The following is a 15,570-nucleotide window of genomic DNA, read 5'->3' on the forward strand; positions in this document are numbered from 1 at the left end:
CGATGGCTGATGCACTAACACAACTAGGCTTTGCATCATGGCTGAGTGTTCTGATTGCCAGCAGCATTAAAGTAACCCTCATTCTCGTGGGCGGTTCGGTTGGCATGATGTTCCTGACGTGGTATGAACGCCGCTCTATTTCGTATATGCAAGACCGCCGCGGCCCCAACCGTGTTGGTCCTCAAGGACTGTTGCAGCCAATTTCCGAAGCGATCAAAACGATGACTAAGGAAGATGCAACGCCCCGTGAAGCAGATAAAATTGTGCACTTTTTGGCTCCGGTCGTGATGCTGGGGGCAACCGTGCTTTCGTTTGCAGTTATTCCGTGGGGGCGCATGTTCCCTGTGGATTTAAACGCAGCGGTGTTGTTTGTGATCGCCACTGGCGGTTTGCACAGCATTGGCATGATGATGGCTGGTTGGGGTTCCAATAATAAATTTGCCTTGCTAGGGGGGATGCGCGGGGTTGCGCAATTGATCAGCTATGAAATTCCCCAAGTTATGGCGATTATCCCCGTGGTGTTGATGACTGGCTCGATGTCGCTGCAAAAGATTGTCGAAGCCCAAAATGACTTCGGCGGCTTGGGCTGGTATGTCTTCTCACCAGTAGGTTTGTTGGGATTTGCTTTGTTCTTTACGGCCAGTTTGGCTGAAGGCGAACGCACACCCTTCGATATTCCCGAAGCCGACTCAGAAATTATTGCAGGCTATATGACTGAATATAGCGGCATGAAGTTTGCGGTTTTCTATCTCTCAAACTACATGAGTAATTTGGCCGTCTGTTTTATCACCGCGACCCTCTACCTTGGTGGTGGCAACGGGCCTGGGGTTGATGCACTGGGTGGCTTTGCTGGTGGTTTGCTTTCACTGATCTACTTCCTGCTCAAGTCCTTCGCGCTGTTCTTTGTGATGGTGTTGATCCGGGCGACCGTACCACGTTTGCGGGTTGACCAACTGATGAGCTTTGCATGGAAGTTCTTGCTGCCCTTGGTTTTGGTCAACATTCTCAGCGCCTCGTTCTGGGTAGCGCTGCTGCGCTGGGATCAACAATGGCCGCAATTGACCGAGTGGTTTGGTGCACCAAGCACTGCTGATGCCACCAATTGGGGGCGTTTGGCAATTGCCGTGGGGCTGACCTTATTGATCAATGCTGGGGCTGTCGCGCTGATTATGCGCCTGACCAACCGCAACGTCCAGAAACACTTATACACAACCGACGAAGAACTTGCTCTTGGATTATCGTAAAAGCGCAAGCGTGAAGGATGGGGCGATTGCTCCATCCTTCATACGGAAGGACTAGCTTGATGAACCCGATTGCGATAGGTGTTTTTATTGTCATCGCGCTACTGACGCTCGGTTCGGGCATTATGGTCGTGACAGTCAGAAACATCATCCACTCAGCATTATGGCTGATTGCCTCGTTTATCGGGGTGGCAGCGCTCTATTTGCTGATGGAAGCTGAATTTTTAGCAGTTGTCCAGATTTTGGTCTATGCGGGGGCTGTTTCAATCCTCGTTTTGTTTGCTATCATGCTCACACGCCAAGTTACTGGTGAAGGTGTGCGCGTGGTGTTTGAGCGCTGGTGGGTAGCCTTGTTGATTGCCTTGGGGCTATTCGGAGTGATTGTGCCAACACTCTGGCAGCATGGCTCAACCTGGGAAGAAGCTTCGAAACTGGCTCAAGTTGGCCCAGCTCCGGTTGAAGGAGTTGCCGCAGGCTTGCAAGTTGCGACTGCTACCGAGATTGGGCGCTCGTTTATGGGCGAATACCTCTTGCCATTTGAAGTTATTTCAATTTTGTTGTTGATGGCTTTGATTGGGGCGATTGTAATTGCCTATGAAGAACGTACCCGCCGCCGCCGTGTGCTGACCTTGGCTGAAGAGCTTGCGTTGAAAAAACGTGGGATTGTCGAGCCTCGCGATGCTGAAGGCGCGGTTGTGCCGCGTGAGGCTGAAGGCGCGGTTATTCTGCTCGATTCCGAACAGGCATAAGGAGAAAACGATGGTTGGTTCTGTCCCATTAGTGTGGGTGCTTACCCTCGCTGCCGGATTGTTCTGCATCGGCCTGTTTGGGGCGCTCTCGCGGCGCAACATCGTGGGGATGCTGATGGGGATTGAGTTGATGTTGAATTCAGTCAACATTAACTTGGTTGCTTTCTGGCGCTACCTACAACCAACAGGCACAGCGGGTTTGGTCTTTGCAATTTTTACCATCGCAGTTGCCGCTGCTGAAGTGGCGGTTGGTTTGGCAATGGTGATTGCAATCTATCGTGCTCGCCTGACGATTAATGCTGACGAAATAGATACACTTAAAGGATAGTGACGCATTGCAAAGGCCGGCGAGAGTGGAAACCACTTTGACCACCCTTTGTAATTCGTCTCGAAGTAGGGGACTGATCAATGCCGTTTTTTGATCTTGCGTGGTTGATTCCGCTGCTGCCATTGGCAGCATTTGTGTTGATCACCCTCGTGCCACCGATTGGGCGCTCGCGCAAAGCGTCGTATACCACGGCGTTAGTCTTGCTTGGGCTGGCTACGGTGATCGCCTGGGGTGTTTTAGCACAATCGATCAGCGAAGGATTCCCTAATGCTCCCTTGGTTGCCGCTGCTAGCCAAGAACCGGCCAGCGAAGCTGCCGCTGAAGGTGGCCATGCGGAAACCGCAATTCCAACATTTGGGAATTTCTATGCTAAATCGTTTGCATGGGCACCAGATGGCTCAGGGTTTTTTAACTTTGGTTATCGCTTAGATGGTGCAACGGTGCTGATGTTGGCGATGGTAACGCTGGCTGCATGGTGTATTCACCTCTTCTCAGTGGGTTATATGGCTCACGATGAATTCCCCGCAGGCCACCAACGCCAATCGCGCTTCTTCTCCTATATTGCGTTATTTACCGCTTCGATGTTGGGAATGACGCTGGCAGATAACTTATTGCTGTTCTTTATCTGCTGGGAGTTGATGGGTCTGTGTTCGTTCTTGTTGATTGGTTTCTGGTTCTTCAAGCCTTCGGCTCGCGAAGCTGCCAAAAAAGCCTTTATCACCACCCGGATTGGTGATGTGGGCATGATGTTGGGGATGATGTACATCTACAACAAGGCTGGCTCGTTGACCTTCGGCCATGAATCAGGCCAAATCTACAATGGCGAATTTCTCGAAAGCATCAAAACTGCTACTAGTTTGATTCCTGGAATTAGCGCTGCTTCATTGATGGCGGGCTTAGTGTTCCTTGGCACGGTTGGCAAATCGGCGCAGTTTCCGCTGCACGTTTGGTTGCCCGATGCAATGGAAGGCCCAACGCCTGTTTCAGCGCTGATTCACGCTGCGACCATGGTTGCGGCTGGGGTGTTCTTGGTCATTCGTACGTTCCCAATCTTTGCGGTGAGCGAAGTGCTGCCAGTGGTCGCCTTTATTGGTGCATTCACAGCCTTGTTCGCAGCCCTGATTGCAGTGGCGCAATATGACATCAAGCGTATTCTGGCCTTCTCGACCTTATCGCAGCTTGGTTTCATGGTGGCGGCGCTGGGGATTGGCGCTTGGGTTGCAGCCTTATTCCACTTGCTGACCCACGCGTTCTTCAAAGCACTCTTGTTCCTTGGCTCTGGTTCGGTCATCCACGGGATGGAAGCGACTGTTGGCCATGATCCTGATAAAGCTCAAGATATTCGTAACATGGGTACGCTGCGCAAATTCATGCCAGTAACCTTCTTGACCTATAGCGCTGGCTATTTGGCCTTGATTGGGATTCCACCGTTTGCTGGATTCTGGTCGAAGGATGAAATTATCCTTGACTCGTTTATCCATCATCATTATGTGATTTACGGTGTGCTGACCGCTGCGGCCTTTTTGACAGCGTTCTATATGACTCGCCAAATTATGGTGGTGTTCTTTGGCAAATTCCGTGGCTACGAACCACGTAAAGCTGCCCACGCTGCGGCTCATGGTCACGATGATCACGGCCATGGCGACCACGACGACCATCATCATCACGAAGCTCACGATCCACACGAATCGCCACGCTCGATGACGATTCCGTTAATCATCCTGAGCTTGTTTGCCGTGTTTGCTGGTTTTGTCAACGCTGGCTTCTTGGGTATTCACTGGTTCAGCGATTACGTGAATCCAAAGGGCGTTATTCCTACTCCAGATCCAGTGATTGCAGGGATTGCCACGGCGGTAGCTTTGGCAGGTGCTGGTTTAGGCTATTTGACCTATCGCAACGCCTTCAAGAGTGCCAATGATCGTGACCCCTTGGCGGGAGCTTTGGGGCCAATCTGGACGCTGTTGGAAAATCGCTTCTACATCGACCAGATTTACGACAAGACCTTTATTGCCCTGACCTACGGCGCTGGCCACGTCATGAACTGGATCGACCGCCATGTGGTTGATCGGGTGGTTAACTTGACGGGCTTGGTAACGCTGTTTATTGGCCGCGTCAACTTCATCATCGACGACTTCTCGTTGAATACCGTCACCGACGATATTGGCGAAGGCACGATTATGGTCGGCGATGGTGTGCGTCAATCGGCCACGGGCAAGATTCAAGACTACGGTGCCTACATCTTTGGTGGCGTGGTGCTGTTGGCCTTGATTTATATGTATGCCTTCTAGGAGCGTGAGCGAATGCTGAACGAATTTATCAAATTCAGTGATTGGAGCATCACCACGCTAATTGCCCTTTCGCCATTGGTGGGGATGTTGCTGGCCTTGGTATTCCCCAAGCCAGCCGAAAACAGCCGCACGATTGCTTGGGGGGTGTTTGCGTGGAGCTTGGTGCCACTCGGACTCACGCTCTTCTTGTGGCTTAGCGGTGGGTTTAATCCAGCCCTCGCTTCTGTCGCTGGCGATCAAGCCATGATCCAGCAAGTGGATCGGGTGCGCTGGGTTCCATTTTTCAACGCTGACTATTTTGTTGGCCTTGATGGCCTAAACTTTCCGCTGGTGTTTTTGACTACGGCCTTAACGCCAGTCTGTATCTTGGCCGCCTTCCGCATCAAACAACGCCAAAACGTCTATTTGGCTTTGATGTTGTTGTTGGAATCGGCGATGTTGGGCTATTTTGTATCGCTCAACTTCTTGCTGTTGTTCCTGTTCTGGGAATTCAGCTTGGTGCCAATGTTCTTTATTATCAACAACTGGGGTGGTGAAAACCGCCGCTATGCCGCCTTCAAGTTCTTCGTGTATACGATGGCTGGTTCGGTCGGGATGTTGATTATTTTCGAATTTATCTATCTAGCAACTGGTACCTTCGATTTGGTGGTGCTCTCACGTTTGGGTCAGGGCTTGCCGGTTGATCCTGCCTTGCTCGCACCAAAATTGGGGGCGGGCTATACCAGCGGCGCAACGTTGCAATCAATGTTGTTCAGCGCCGTCGAAGATATTGGCTTGACTAGCGTTTTGGGTACGAGCAACGGTACTCCAGCAGCAATTGTCTTCTGGAGCATCTTTGTGGCCTTTGCGGTGAAATTGGCAGTTTGGCCATTGCACACTTGGCAGCCCGACACCTACGAAAATGCCCCAACCAGTGGCTCGATGATTGTCTCAGCAGTGATGTCGAAGATGGGTGCATATGGCATGATCCGCATTATGATCATGCTCTTCCCGCAACAAACCAAATTCTTCGCTCCAGTGTTGGCAATTTTGGCCTTGGCCAGCATTTTGTTTGGCGCATACGCTGGCTTGGCTCAAACCAACCTCAAGCGTTTGATCGCCTATGCTTCGATTAACCACATGGGCTATGTTTTGCTTGGCTTGGCGGCAGTAGCTTCGGCTGCGCCCGAAAGCCTTGGCGACTTAGCCGTGAATATTCGCGCCTCAGCAATGAATGGGGTGCAAGCACAGATGGTTGCCCACGGTTTCAGCACCGCCGCATTGTTCTTCCTCGCGGGCGAACTCTACGAACGGACTGGCACCTACCAGCTTGATCAATTTGGCGGCTTGCGTAAAGTTATGCCAATTTTCGCTGGGATTATGGGCGTGGCGATGTTTGCCAACCTTGGTTTACCCGGGATGGCAGGCTTCGTTGGCGAATTCTTTATTTTCCGTGGCGCGTGGGGTACGCAGCCAGTGATCACCACAATAGCCGTGTTGGGCTTGATTGTGACTGCTTTGGTGCTGATCCGGATGTATCAAAAGATCTTCTACGGGCCAGTTAACCACAAGCTGACCAATTTGCCAGACATTAAAGTTGGTGATTGGGCCTTCAACGTAACCCTACCGTTGATTATTGTACTGTTGGTGTTTGGGATTTTCCCCAAGCCACTGATGGATTTATCAAACTACGCAGCCACGGTGATGGCTCAGGTATTTACAAACCTGTAACGTGGACGGAGTTAAACGATGCATTTGATCGAAAGTTTGCCAGCGGGCATTCCGTACCTGAGCCTCATCTGGTTGATTCCCTTACTTGGGGCTTTGGTGATTATGTTTTTGCCCAAAGAGCAAAAACAAGCCATGCGGATTATCTCGGCAGTGGTTGCGACAATCTCGTTTGGCATCGCCTTGCTGGTCTTTTTTGCCTATGATCCCAATGCAACGGGCTATATGGGCACCAAGATGCAGTTTGTCGAAAAGCTAGATTGGGTTCCACAGCTCGGCATGGCCTATTTGGTCGGCGCTGATGGGATCAGCTTGCCCTTGATTGTTTTGAATGGTTTGGTGATTTTCACTGGCACATTCATCTCATGGAATATTGAAGATCGGGTCAAGGAATATTTCGTTCTGCTACTCTTGTTGGTGGTGGGCGTGTACGGCGTGTTTATGGCGCTGGACTTGTTCCTGATGTTCGTGTTCTATGAATTGGCTGTGTTGCCAATGTACCTGCTGATCGGGATTTGGGGTTCGACGCGCAAAGAATATGGCGCGATGAAACTTACCATTTACTTGATGGTTGGTTCGGCAGCTTTGATGATTGGGATGGTGGCGATTTACGTTGTGGGCGGTACCTTTAATATGGTCGAGCTTTCACAAAGAGTATTCAGCCTTGAATTCCAAAAAATCTTCTTCTTGCCAGTTTTTGTCGGGTTTGCCGTGTTGGCAGGGATGTTCCCCTTCCATACCTGGTCGCCGACAGGTCACGTGGCTGCTCCCACAGCGGTTTCGATGCTCCACGCTGGGGTGTTGATGAAGCTGGGAGCTTACGGTGCATTACGGGCTGCGCTGTGGCTGATGCCAAATGGCGCACAATTCTGGTTGCCAGGTATTGCCGTGATGACCTTGATGAACGTCGTGTATGGAGCATCGATTGCGATGGTTCAGAAAGACTTCAAGTATGTGATCGGCTACTCATCAGTCAGCCACATGGGCTTGGTGATGTTGGCGCTGGCCTCGATGAACGAAACCGCGCTCAACGGCGCAGTGATGCAAATGTTTGCTCACGGCGTAATGACCGCCTTGTTCTTTGCAGTGGTTGGTCGGATGGTCTATGAACGGACCCACACCCGCCAATTGCCCGAACTGGGTGGTTTGATGAAAGTTATGCCATTTGCCTTTGTGGTCTTTATCATCGCGAGTCTCTCGTCGATGGGGATGCCAGGCACGGCAGGCTTTATGGCTGAGTTTACGATCTTCACTGGCGTGATGAACCAATATCCCTTGGTTGCGGTAGTCGCAGCCTTGTCGATTCCAATTACTGCGGCCTATGTTTTGCGGGTTGGCTATATGGCGTTCATGGGCGAGGTCAAAGACCCGCACTACCATGATTTGCCACCGCTGACCTGGCAAGAAAAATTCTCAGGCACAGTCTTGGCAATCGTGGTAGTTGGGGTTGGCTTATTCCCCAGCATCATCATGGACTACATCGCCACTGGTGTCCAGCCGATTGCCCAGCGCATGATTGATCTAGCAGGACGTTAGGGAGGAATGACGTGAATTTTCAAATAGCTGATTTTACGCGGCTCATCCCTGAGTTTTTGCTACTGGCGATTGCGGCCATGGTGCTGCTTGGCGATGTCCTGACGCGTTGGTCGAAGGGCAAGGAAGCATTAAACGATCGTACCGAAGAAGCTATCAGCATGACCTTGATGGGCTTGGGTTTGGCATTTGTGATGGTGCTGATCCAAGGTGGTTTCTTCACCTGGGTGCAGTTTGGCGATTGGAAGTTCTACGACTTCAGTATTTTCCAAAATCTGCGCAGCAGTGGCCTTGATGGCAGTATTCTGGGTGGGGCGTTTGTGGTTGACCCACTGACCCACATTGGGCGCTTGGTGTTTATCGGCGCAGCCTTTGTGACCGTGATTTTGACCAGCAAAGCCAAGCCTTCGAACAACCCAGCTGAATTTTATGCCCTGATCTTATTTGCCACCCTTGGCATGATTTTCATGACCGCTGGCGGCGAATTGATTATGATTTACTTGGGCATTGAATTGACCAGTATTCCGCTGTATGTGTTGGCTGGCTACTTCCGCCGCAACCCTGTCAGCACCGAGGCTGGGGCCAAATACTACATTTTCGGGGCGCTTTCATCGGCAATCTTGCTGTTTGGCATGAGCTTGCTCTTGGGCTTGACCTTGATGAATGGTCAGACCATGACCACCACTCCAACCAGCTTGCGCTCAGTGGCAACGGCAGTTGAATTGGCTTTTGCTAACCCCGAAGGTCCAAGTCAAGGTGTTGCAATCTTAGCGCTGTTGTTCATCCTTGCGGGGATGGCCTACAAAGTTGCGATTGTGCCGTTCCACGCTTGGTCGCCTGACGTGTACCAAGGTGCGCCAACCTCGATGACGGCCTTTATCTCGACCGCCTCAAAAACCGCTGGCTTCTTCTTGCTGTATCGCGTATTGGTGACCGGCTTCGGCGCACCGAGCATTCTTGGTACGGCAGCAATTGGCACGAGCACCAGCTTTGGCGGCTGGACAAGCCTGATCGCGATTTTGGCAGCCTTGACCATGCTGGTTGGCAACTTGGCGGCTTTGCCCCAAACCAATGCCAAGCGCATGTTGGCCTATTCATCAATTGCCCAAGCAGGCTTCTTGATGTTGGGCTTGGTTGGCACCCAACGCGATAGCGGTATCTCGCTCTTGATGTATTTGATTGCCTATACCGTTACCAACTTGAGCGCCTTCGGCATCTTGGCTTTGGTCGAAGATGCAGTTGGCGGCACCGACTTTAGCAACTTGAATGGCTTGGGCCGCCGAGCGCCTGGCTTGGCTTTGCTCTTAACAGTTGCAGTCTTGTCATTGGCGGGGATTCCACCACTCTCAGGCTTCTTTGTGAAGTTCTACGTCTTTATTGCTGCTTGGCAAGAAGGCGCAAAGTGGTTGGTGATCTTCGCAGTCAGCAACACCGTGATCAGCTTGTACTACTACCTGCGCTTCCTCAAGGCTGTCTATTTTGCGCCTGCGGAAACCGATGAACCAATCAAGGTTGGCTTTGGGCCTGGCATCGTAATGACCGCCATTACCCTGTTGATCTTTGGGTTGGGGATTGTTCCAACTTGGTTGTACGGTGTGCTTGAACAAGCTACCATCCGGATTGCGGCTCAATAACAATAGCGATCCAATTGGTCAAATGCCTGCTCGCTGAGTGCGTAGCGGGCATTTGCTTTTTAACGGAAACATAACTGTGCATCCAAACGTCAATTATGAAGGAACGTTTAAGCAACATTCATCGTTTGTACATACAATCTTGCTATGGTGTGCTAAGATGGATCGGCGTGGTGCATGCAACAAGAGGCGATCATGACAGATTTAACCAACACAACCTTAGGCAAATATACGCTGGGCCAACCCTTGGGGGCTGGTGGTATGGGCGCTGTGTATCGCTCGATCCATCCACAACTTGGGCGTTCTGTGGCAATTAAAATTATTTTGGGCAATGCTACTGAGGATGCTCGCCAGCGCTTTTTGCGCGAGGCCCAGGTGGCGGTGCAGCTATCGCACTCCAATATTGTGCGAGTATTCGATGTTGATGAAGATAAAGGCATGCCCTTTATTGTTATGGAAATGATCGAAGGCCCAAGCCTAAGCGATGAGTTGCGCCAAGGTCGCATGCCCTTGGAAAAAGTGCTGAAAATTACTGCCGAATTAGCCGATGCCTTGGAATATGCCCATAGTCAAGGAATCTTGCACCGCGATATTAAACCTGCCAATGTTTTGATTCGCCCCAATGGCAGCGCTGTATTGGTCGATTTGGGTTTGGCACGTTTGGCCGATAGCGAATCGAAAGAACATCAATTAACCCAAAGCGGCATGATTATTGGCACGCTTTCGTATATGGCTCCTGAGCAAATTCAGGCTCAACCACTTGATGCCCGCACTGATATTTATGCCTTAGGTGTGCTGTTGTTTCAAATGGTGACTGGGCGTTTGCCGTTTGAGGGCGATACCGCTCAAATTATGTTTGGCCATGTTTATACTCAACCGCCAGCGCCAAGCACCACCGGAGCCTTGTTGCCGCCAGCGCTTGATGGCTTAATTATGGCCATGATGGCTAAAGCGCCACAAAATCGCCCACAAAGCATGGGCGAAATTGCTCGTGTGCTGCGTTCGATTATGAATAACGCGGCAACGCCAGTTGGCTATGAACATTATTCAGGGCCAACCGTTGTACGTCCACAGCAGCCCATGCCTGCTAATTATGCTGCTTTTCCAAGCCAACAAAGTTATGGCGCAGCCCATCCGAGCCAACCGCAATATGGCGGGCATCCCAGTCAGTCCAATTATGCTGGGCATCCAAGCCAGCCGCAATATGGCGCGATGCCAAACACTGGCAATTTAGGGCCAACCCAACCGCAATATGGCTCAATCCCCCAAACGAATCCAGTGCTAATTGGTCAGCCACCACGACGCGGCATTTCGCCGTGGTTTTGGTTGGCCTTGCTTTCGATTGTGATCATTGGTGGCTTGGGAGTTTATACGATCAATTCGGCTTTTGATGAAAAGCTACCGCCCAAAGATCCTGATATTTTTGTGCAAATTCCTGATCTGGCAACCCAGCGCCCACGCCCAACAATTGGCACCGCTGCAACCGCCGTTGCTAATAAAAAGACTCCAACGCCTGAGGTTGTAGCAGTTGAACCATCTGAGAAAACGCCGCAGGCTGCTGATCCTAACCCGGAAAACGAGTTTACGCTTTCGAATATTGGCTCACGTAAGGCTGGCACAACCCTGTTGATGTATGGCATGGTGACTAATAATACTAATAAGCCCAAAAGTGCGATTAAAATTGAAGCTACCTTTTTGGTTGATGGTAAAGAAGTGGAGTTTGAGACAGGTTATGGGGTGTTGGCGGTGGTCAATCCAGGTGAGCGTGCCCCATGGATTTTGGTGCTCAGCGAAGCGCCTGAATATCAAACAATCGAATATGAAGTGTTTGGGATGGATAACACTTTGGGCAGTGCCTTTGAATATCCTGATCTCAAAATTGATGAGTTAGAGATTAGCCCTGATGGGATTTTCTACGAGGTAACAGGCAAGATCACTAATACTGGCAAGAAACGTACCCGCACAATTATTATCTATTTGGTGACCTACAACGAAAAAGATGAAATTATTGGGGTCGATACGATTACACCTGGCAATAGCACCTTATCGCCAGATGCCACTGCCCGTTTTGAAGGCAGCATCTTATTCAATCCTAACCAATATAAAATTACCCGTTATGAGACTTATGTCCGAGGAACGACTGAATGAAACGATTATGGCTTGGGTTGCTGTTGTTGCTTTTAGCAAGCTGTGGCGGAGCAACTCCAACTAGCGTGCCAGCTACCGCCACAATTGCTCCAACCGCAACTAGTGCAGCCAATCCTGAGGTGCTGCTGACGTTCGCCCAAACTGGTGGAATTGCCGGAATTAATGAAACCCTGACGATTTGGAGTGATGGCAAATTGGAGTTAGCCAGCGTGAGCGCCGCAAGCACATTGCGTGTTGGTGATGCTACGCCCGAACAATTGACCGCGCTCCAAGCGATTTTGAATGATCCGGCCTTTGCGCGTCTTGCCTCAAGCTATGGTGATTTGGGCAGTTGCTGCGATATGTTTAGCTATACCCTGACTACTGGCAACAAATCGATCGCCACGATTGATGGTGCCGAGTATCCCGAAATTTTGGTGAAATTATTTACCGAATTGCAAAACCTTAAACAAGCAATTCCTCAATAAGCTCGATTTAGGTTGGCAAAAACCCCTTGCTTCACCCTTGAAGCAGGGGGTTTTTAAACATATTCACGCAGCATAGCTGGGGTATTCATCTGCTCAAATAAAATATCGGCGCGTTCTTGATGGGCTAGAGCAATCGTGTAATCGCCATTCAGGCGTTTAATCGTTGCGCCAATGGTTAAGCCCAATGCCAATAAATAATTATTGTTGACCGATAATTGCAGCAGTTGATCGATCGCTTCGCTAGCTTGGTGGCGTTGGCCGTTATAGGCTTGTAAATAGATCTGTAGGGCTTGGCTGCGAAACAGTGATTGCGGTTCATTGAGTTGTTGAGCCAGCCGTAAAGCACGGGCTGCCATCCGATTGGCACAATTCCGTCGTCCTTCAACAAAGCCGATGCGCCCAAGCATTTCGGCCAAAATCACCCGCTTGGGGTCGTAGTGGCCTAGCTCACGAAAGAGTTGCTCGGCTTGGAGATAGTAGCGCCGAGCACGTTGATAATCTTGGACATAAAATGAAATTGTGCCTTGTTGAATTAAGGCTGTGGCCATATGTAATTTTGCGCCAATTTGGCGAGCCAAACGCAAGGCCATCTGCGAGAACCGTAGCGCATCGTTGAGCAAGCCAAGCATCAACATACAATGCGAACGATTGTTGATTGCCAAAATCTGGCCATTCAAATCGCCGATTGCTTGGGTGGTTTCTAGACTTTGCTCGTAGTAATTGGCGGCAGCATGCCAATCGGCTAGCTCCATCGCAATCACCCCAAGATTGTTGAGTGCCCGACTCATCGCTGGTAAATCGCCCAAATAGCGACTGACCGCCAGACTTTGGTTGACCAAGGCTTGGGCGGCTTTGAGGCTACCACGTTGCCAATACACTCCCGCCAAACGATTGGCGGCCAGCGCTTGTAAACCATGGTGTTGATTGAGTTCGCTGATGGTCAAGGCGTTGTTGAGCAACCGCTCAGCTTGGGTCAAATTGCCGCGATGGAAGGCGATCCAGCCGGCATCACAATCGATTCGCGCATGATCAAACAAGGCTCCATCGGCCAAAACCAAGCGGGCTTGATCCAAATGCAGCATGGCTTCATCATAATTGCCCTGTTTCTCATAGGTGGCCGCTAGTTGGCGCAAAATCGTGGCATGGGTTGCTTGGGTTTCTGGGTTTGGCTGAATTAGGCTAATCGCTTGTTGATAGGCCATGCGAGCTTCATCGTAGCGCCCAACAAAGCTGAGTACATCGCCACGTCCATGAAACAAACTGACGGTTTGTTCAGTTGCTGGGTGATCCATCTCACTGAGCAAGGGCATAGCTTGATCATATAAGCGCAGCGCATCATCATTAGCAAAACGACTGGCCGCCCGTTGCGCCGCTAACAACAAATAATCCAAGGCTTTGTGGGTAAGCTGCGAGCGACTGAAGTGGTAGGCCAAGGCATCGATATATAATTCAGGCCGTTGCTCATCGTGGGTTTCGAGTGCCAGCGCGACCTCGCCGTGCAAGCTATAGCGTTGTTGTTGCAATAGGCTGGCATAAATTGTTTCTTGCAACAGCAAATGGCTAAAGGCCCAATCATCGTGATGGTTGGCAATTGGCTGGACAAAACCCCGTTGCTGCAATTGTTGGAGTTGCTGATTGATCGGCTGCTCAGGCCGTAGCTGGCAGAGTAGTTGCTGGCTAAAACGGCGGCCAATTACTGCCGCAAGCGCCAAACTATGCGCCAAATCATTAGGCAGACGATCGTAGCGCGAACGCATTAGAGCCTGCAACGAAAGTGGCATCGACGGCATTTGTAGGCTATCGCTGCTTTGAGCCTGAATATCGAGGCCAGCATGCAGCGCATGGCGGGCTAATTCTTCCAAATAAAATGGCACACCATCGGCTTGGCGCACCAAATGATCGATCATCACGGCTGAGGCTTGCGGCAGAATTTGTTTAATCAAGGCTTCGGCTGATTCAGGGCTAAGTGAATTAAGCTCAAGCACCAAACCACGTTGGCGAGCTTGGGCCAAAATCCGATTGAAGGTTTGGCGAATCTGCGGCGTTTCATCATCACGCGCCACCAAATAGAGCAGCAATGATGAAGCATCAAAGGTTTCGGCAATAAATTCGAGTAATTCCAACGATAGATCATCAGCCCATTGCACATCGTCAATCACGATTGCCATCGATTGTTGACGGGTACAGGCTACTAATAATTCGCGAATTGCCAAAAAGACATGACGCTTCAACTGGGCTGCATCAAGATGCTGAACCCGCTCAACCAAACTTTGATCAATAAAATCGAGCGAGAGCAAATATTCAACGTAGGGCAGCAAATCGAGCGGCATATTGCCCAAACTATGAATCATCAACTGGATTTTATGATGAATTGTGGCAGCAGAATCGGCATGATCGATTTGAAATAATTGGCGAATCAAGCCCAAAAAGGCGCTGTAGGGCACAATTCGAGTGGCGCTGCTACAATCGTTGGTCAATACTTTGACATCACGGCTATGCAAATGCTGAATAATTTCGGCAGTCAGGCGAGTTTTGCCCACGCCAGCCCGACCAGTTAGGCCAATTACGCCGCCCATGCCATTGTGCAATAACTCCGTTGCACCGATCAGATTCTGCAATTCGGCTTCGCGTCCAATCAAGGGCAAGCCAAAACTACCATCAACTACCGCTTGGGCCAATTGTTTGCCCGCTAAAATAGCTGCGGCGATTGGTTGCTCAAAGCCTTTGAGCGCAACCGTGTGTTGTTCATTGAACATAAAATTTGTTTGCAGTGATTGAGCTAAATCGCCATCGACCATAATTGTGCCAGGATCGGTCACTTGTTGCAGCCGTGCTGCTAAGTTGACTGGGCCGCCGATCACGGTTAAATCGCTGTAGCGATCGGAGCCAAGCAAACCAGCAATGACTTCACCGCTGGCCAAGCCGACTCGAATCTGAAATTGCACTCCAGCATGGGCGATTGTTTCGTTGTAAGCGGCTAATTCTTCGAACATGGCCAAAGCCGCATAAGCAGCTTGGGATGCGTGCGCTTCGAGCGCGACTGGCATCCCAAAAACTGCCATCAAACCATCGCCAGTAAATTTATCGATTGTGCCTTCGAAGCGTCGTACCGTTTCGCCCAAGCGCCGCAAACATGGGTCGAGCAAACTATACATATGCTCAGCACCCAGCCGATTGGTAAGATTGGTGTAGTTGCAAACATCGGCAAACAGAATTGTAACTACGCGCCGAGTTGTGGCCGCAGGAATATACTCAATCAAGCCAGTGGCGCATGTGCCGCAAAAGCGAAAGCCAGGTGGATTGGCCGCGCCACAGCTAAAACAGTGTAGCGGCAAGGGGCTAGCGCAATTGCCACAAAACCGCGCACTTGGCGGGTTTTCGGCAAAATTGCAGGTTGAGCAGCACGTAGTCGTTTGAACTGTCATAAACCGATTGTTGCTCCATACGAAACGCTACTAAGCCTATAGCAAAAAATCGG

Annotated in this window: 10 protein-coding genes; 9 read left to right on the plus strand and 1 reads right to left on the minus strand. The window is 50.6% G+C overall.

The genetic code is table 11. The features are described from left to right. Positions 1-2: 2 nt before the first annotated feature. From nuoH to ABEB26_RS00950, 9 genes are all read left to right on the plus strand, one after another. Positions 3-1,244, plus strand: a complete 1,242-nt coding sequence (nuoH, locus tag ABEB26_RS00910; RefSeq protein ID WP_345720055.1) for an NADH-quinone oxidoreductase subunit NuoH — start codon at positions 3-5, stop codon at positions 1,242-1,244. Between the two features lie 59 nt (positions 1,245-1,303). Then, entirely contained in the window at positions 1,304-1,990 is a 687-nt protein-coding gene (locus tag ABEB26_RS00915) for an NADH-quinone oxidoreductase subunit J family protein (protein ID WP_345720056.1), read from the plus strand. 10 nt (positions 1,991-2,000) lie between these two features. Further along, positions 2,001-2,318 carry an NADH-quinone oxidoreductase subunit NuoK gene (nuoK, locus tag ABEB26_RS00920; protein WP_012192506.1) on the plus strand — a complete coding sequence of 106 codons (318 nt, stop codon included), beginning with the start codon at positions 2,001-2,003 and terminating at the stop codon, positions 2,316-2,318. Between the two features lie 80 nt (positions 2,319-2,398). Further along, positions 2,399-4,606, plus strand: a complete 2,208-nt coding sequence (gene nuoL / locus ABEB26_RS00925) for an NADH-quinone oxidoreductase subunit L (RefSeq protein ID WP_345720057.1) — start codon at positions 2,399-2,401, stop codon at positions 4,604-4,606. Positions 4,607-4,618: 12 nt separating this feature from the next. Next, positions 4,619-6,316, plus strand: a complete 1,698-nt coding sequence (locus ABEB26_RS00930; protein WP_345720058.1) for a complex I subunit 4 family protein — start codon at positions 4,619-4,621, stop codon at positions 6,314-6,316. Between the two features lie 18 nt (positions 6,317-6,334). Further along, the gene (locus ABEB26_RS00935) at positions 6,335-7,849 is read left to right on the plus strand and encodes a complex I subunit 4 family protein (RefSeq protein ID WP_345720059.1); all 1,515 of its coding nucleotides are present in this window, start codon (positions 6,335-6,337) and stop codon (positions 7,847-7,849) included. Between the two features lie 11 nt (positions 7,850-7,860). Next, positions 7,861-9,480, plus strand: coding sequence for an NADH-quinone oxidoreductase subunit N (locus ABEB26_RS00940; RefSeq protein WP_345720060.1), 1,620 nt, complete (start codon positions 7,861-7,863; stop codon positions 9,478-9,480). A 192-nt stretch (positions 9,481-9,672) separates the two neighbouring features. Then, a complete protein-coding gene (locus ABEB26_RS00945) occupies positions 9,673-11,625 on the plus strand; it encodes a serine/threonine-protein kinase (RefSeq protein ID WP_345720061.1) in 1,953 nt (650 codons plus the stop codon). Next, positions 11,622-12,092 (plus strand): hypothetical protein, encoded by a 471-nt coding sequence (locus ABEB26_RS00950; RefSeq protein ID WP_345720062.1) that lies wholly within the window; start codon positions 11,622-11,624, stop codon positions 12,090-12,092. The genes ABEB26_RS00945 and ABEB26_RS00950 overlap by 4 nt, the downstream gene beginning before the upstream one ends. A gap of 53 nt (positions 12,093-12,145) precedes the next feature. Here ABEB26_RS00950 and ABEB26_RS00955 read toward each other — a convergent pair whose 3' ends face one another. After that, entirely contained in the window at positions 12,146-15,517 is a 3,372-nt protein-coding gene (locus ABEB26_RS00955; protein ID WP_345720063.1) for an ATP-binding protein, read from the minus strand. Positions 15,518-15,570 lie beyond the last annotated feature (53 nt).

Origin of the sequence: Herpetosiphon gulosus (assembly GCF_039545135.1) — a bacterium.
GTDB classification, from domain to species: domain Bacteria; phylum Chloroflexota; class Chloroflexia; order Chloroflexales; family Herpetosiphonaceae; genus Herpetosiphon; species Herpetosiphon gulosus.

Bases quoted from the DNA above. Each gene is read 5' to 3' on its own strand.
- ABEB26_RS00935 (WP_345720059.1), top strand. From the start codon at position 6,335: ATGCATTTGATCGAAAGTTTGCCAGCGGGCATTCCGTACCTGAGCCTC.
- ABEB26_RS00955 (WP_345720063.1), bottom strand. From the start codon at position 15,517: ATGACAGTTCAAACGACTACGTGCTGCTCAACCTGCAATTTTGCCGAA.
- nuoL (WP_345720057.1), top strand. From the start codon at position 2,399: ATGCCGTTTTTTGATCTTGCGTGGTTGATTCCGCTGCTGCCATTGGCA.
- ABEB26_RS00945 (WP_345720061.1), top strand. From the start codon at position 9,673: ATGACAGATTTAACCAACACAACCTTAGGCAAATATACGCTGGGCCAA.
- ABEB26_RS00930 (WP_345720058.1), top strand. From the start codon at position 4,619: ATGCTGAACGAATTTATCAAATTCAGTGATTGGAGCATCACCACGCTA.
- ABEB26_RS00950 (WP_345720062.1), top strand. From the start codon at position 11,622: ATGAAACGATTATGGCTTGGGTTGCTGTTGTTGCTTTTAGCAAGCTGT.
- nuoH (WP_345720055.1), top strand. From the start codon at position 3: ATGGCTGATGCACTAACACAACTAGGCTTTGCATCATGGCTGAGTGTT.
- nuoK (WP_012192506.1), top strand. From the start codon at position 2,001: ATGGTTGGTTCTGTCCCATTAGTGTGGGTGCTTACCCTCGCTGCCGGA.
- ABEB26_RS00915 (WP_345720056.1), top strand. From the start codon at position 1,304: ATGAACCCGATTGCGATAGGTGTTTTTATTGTCATCGCGCTACTGACG.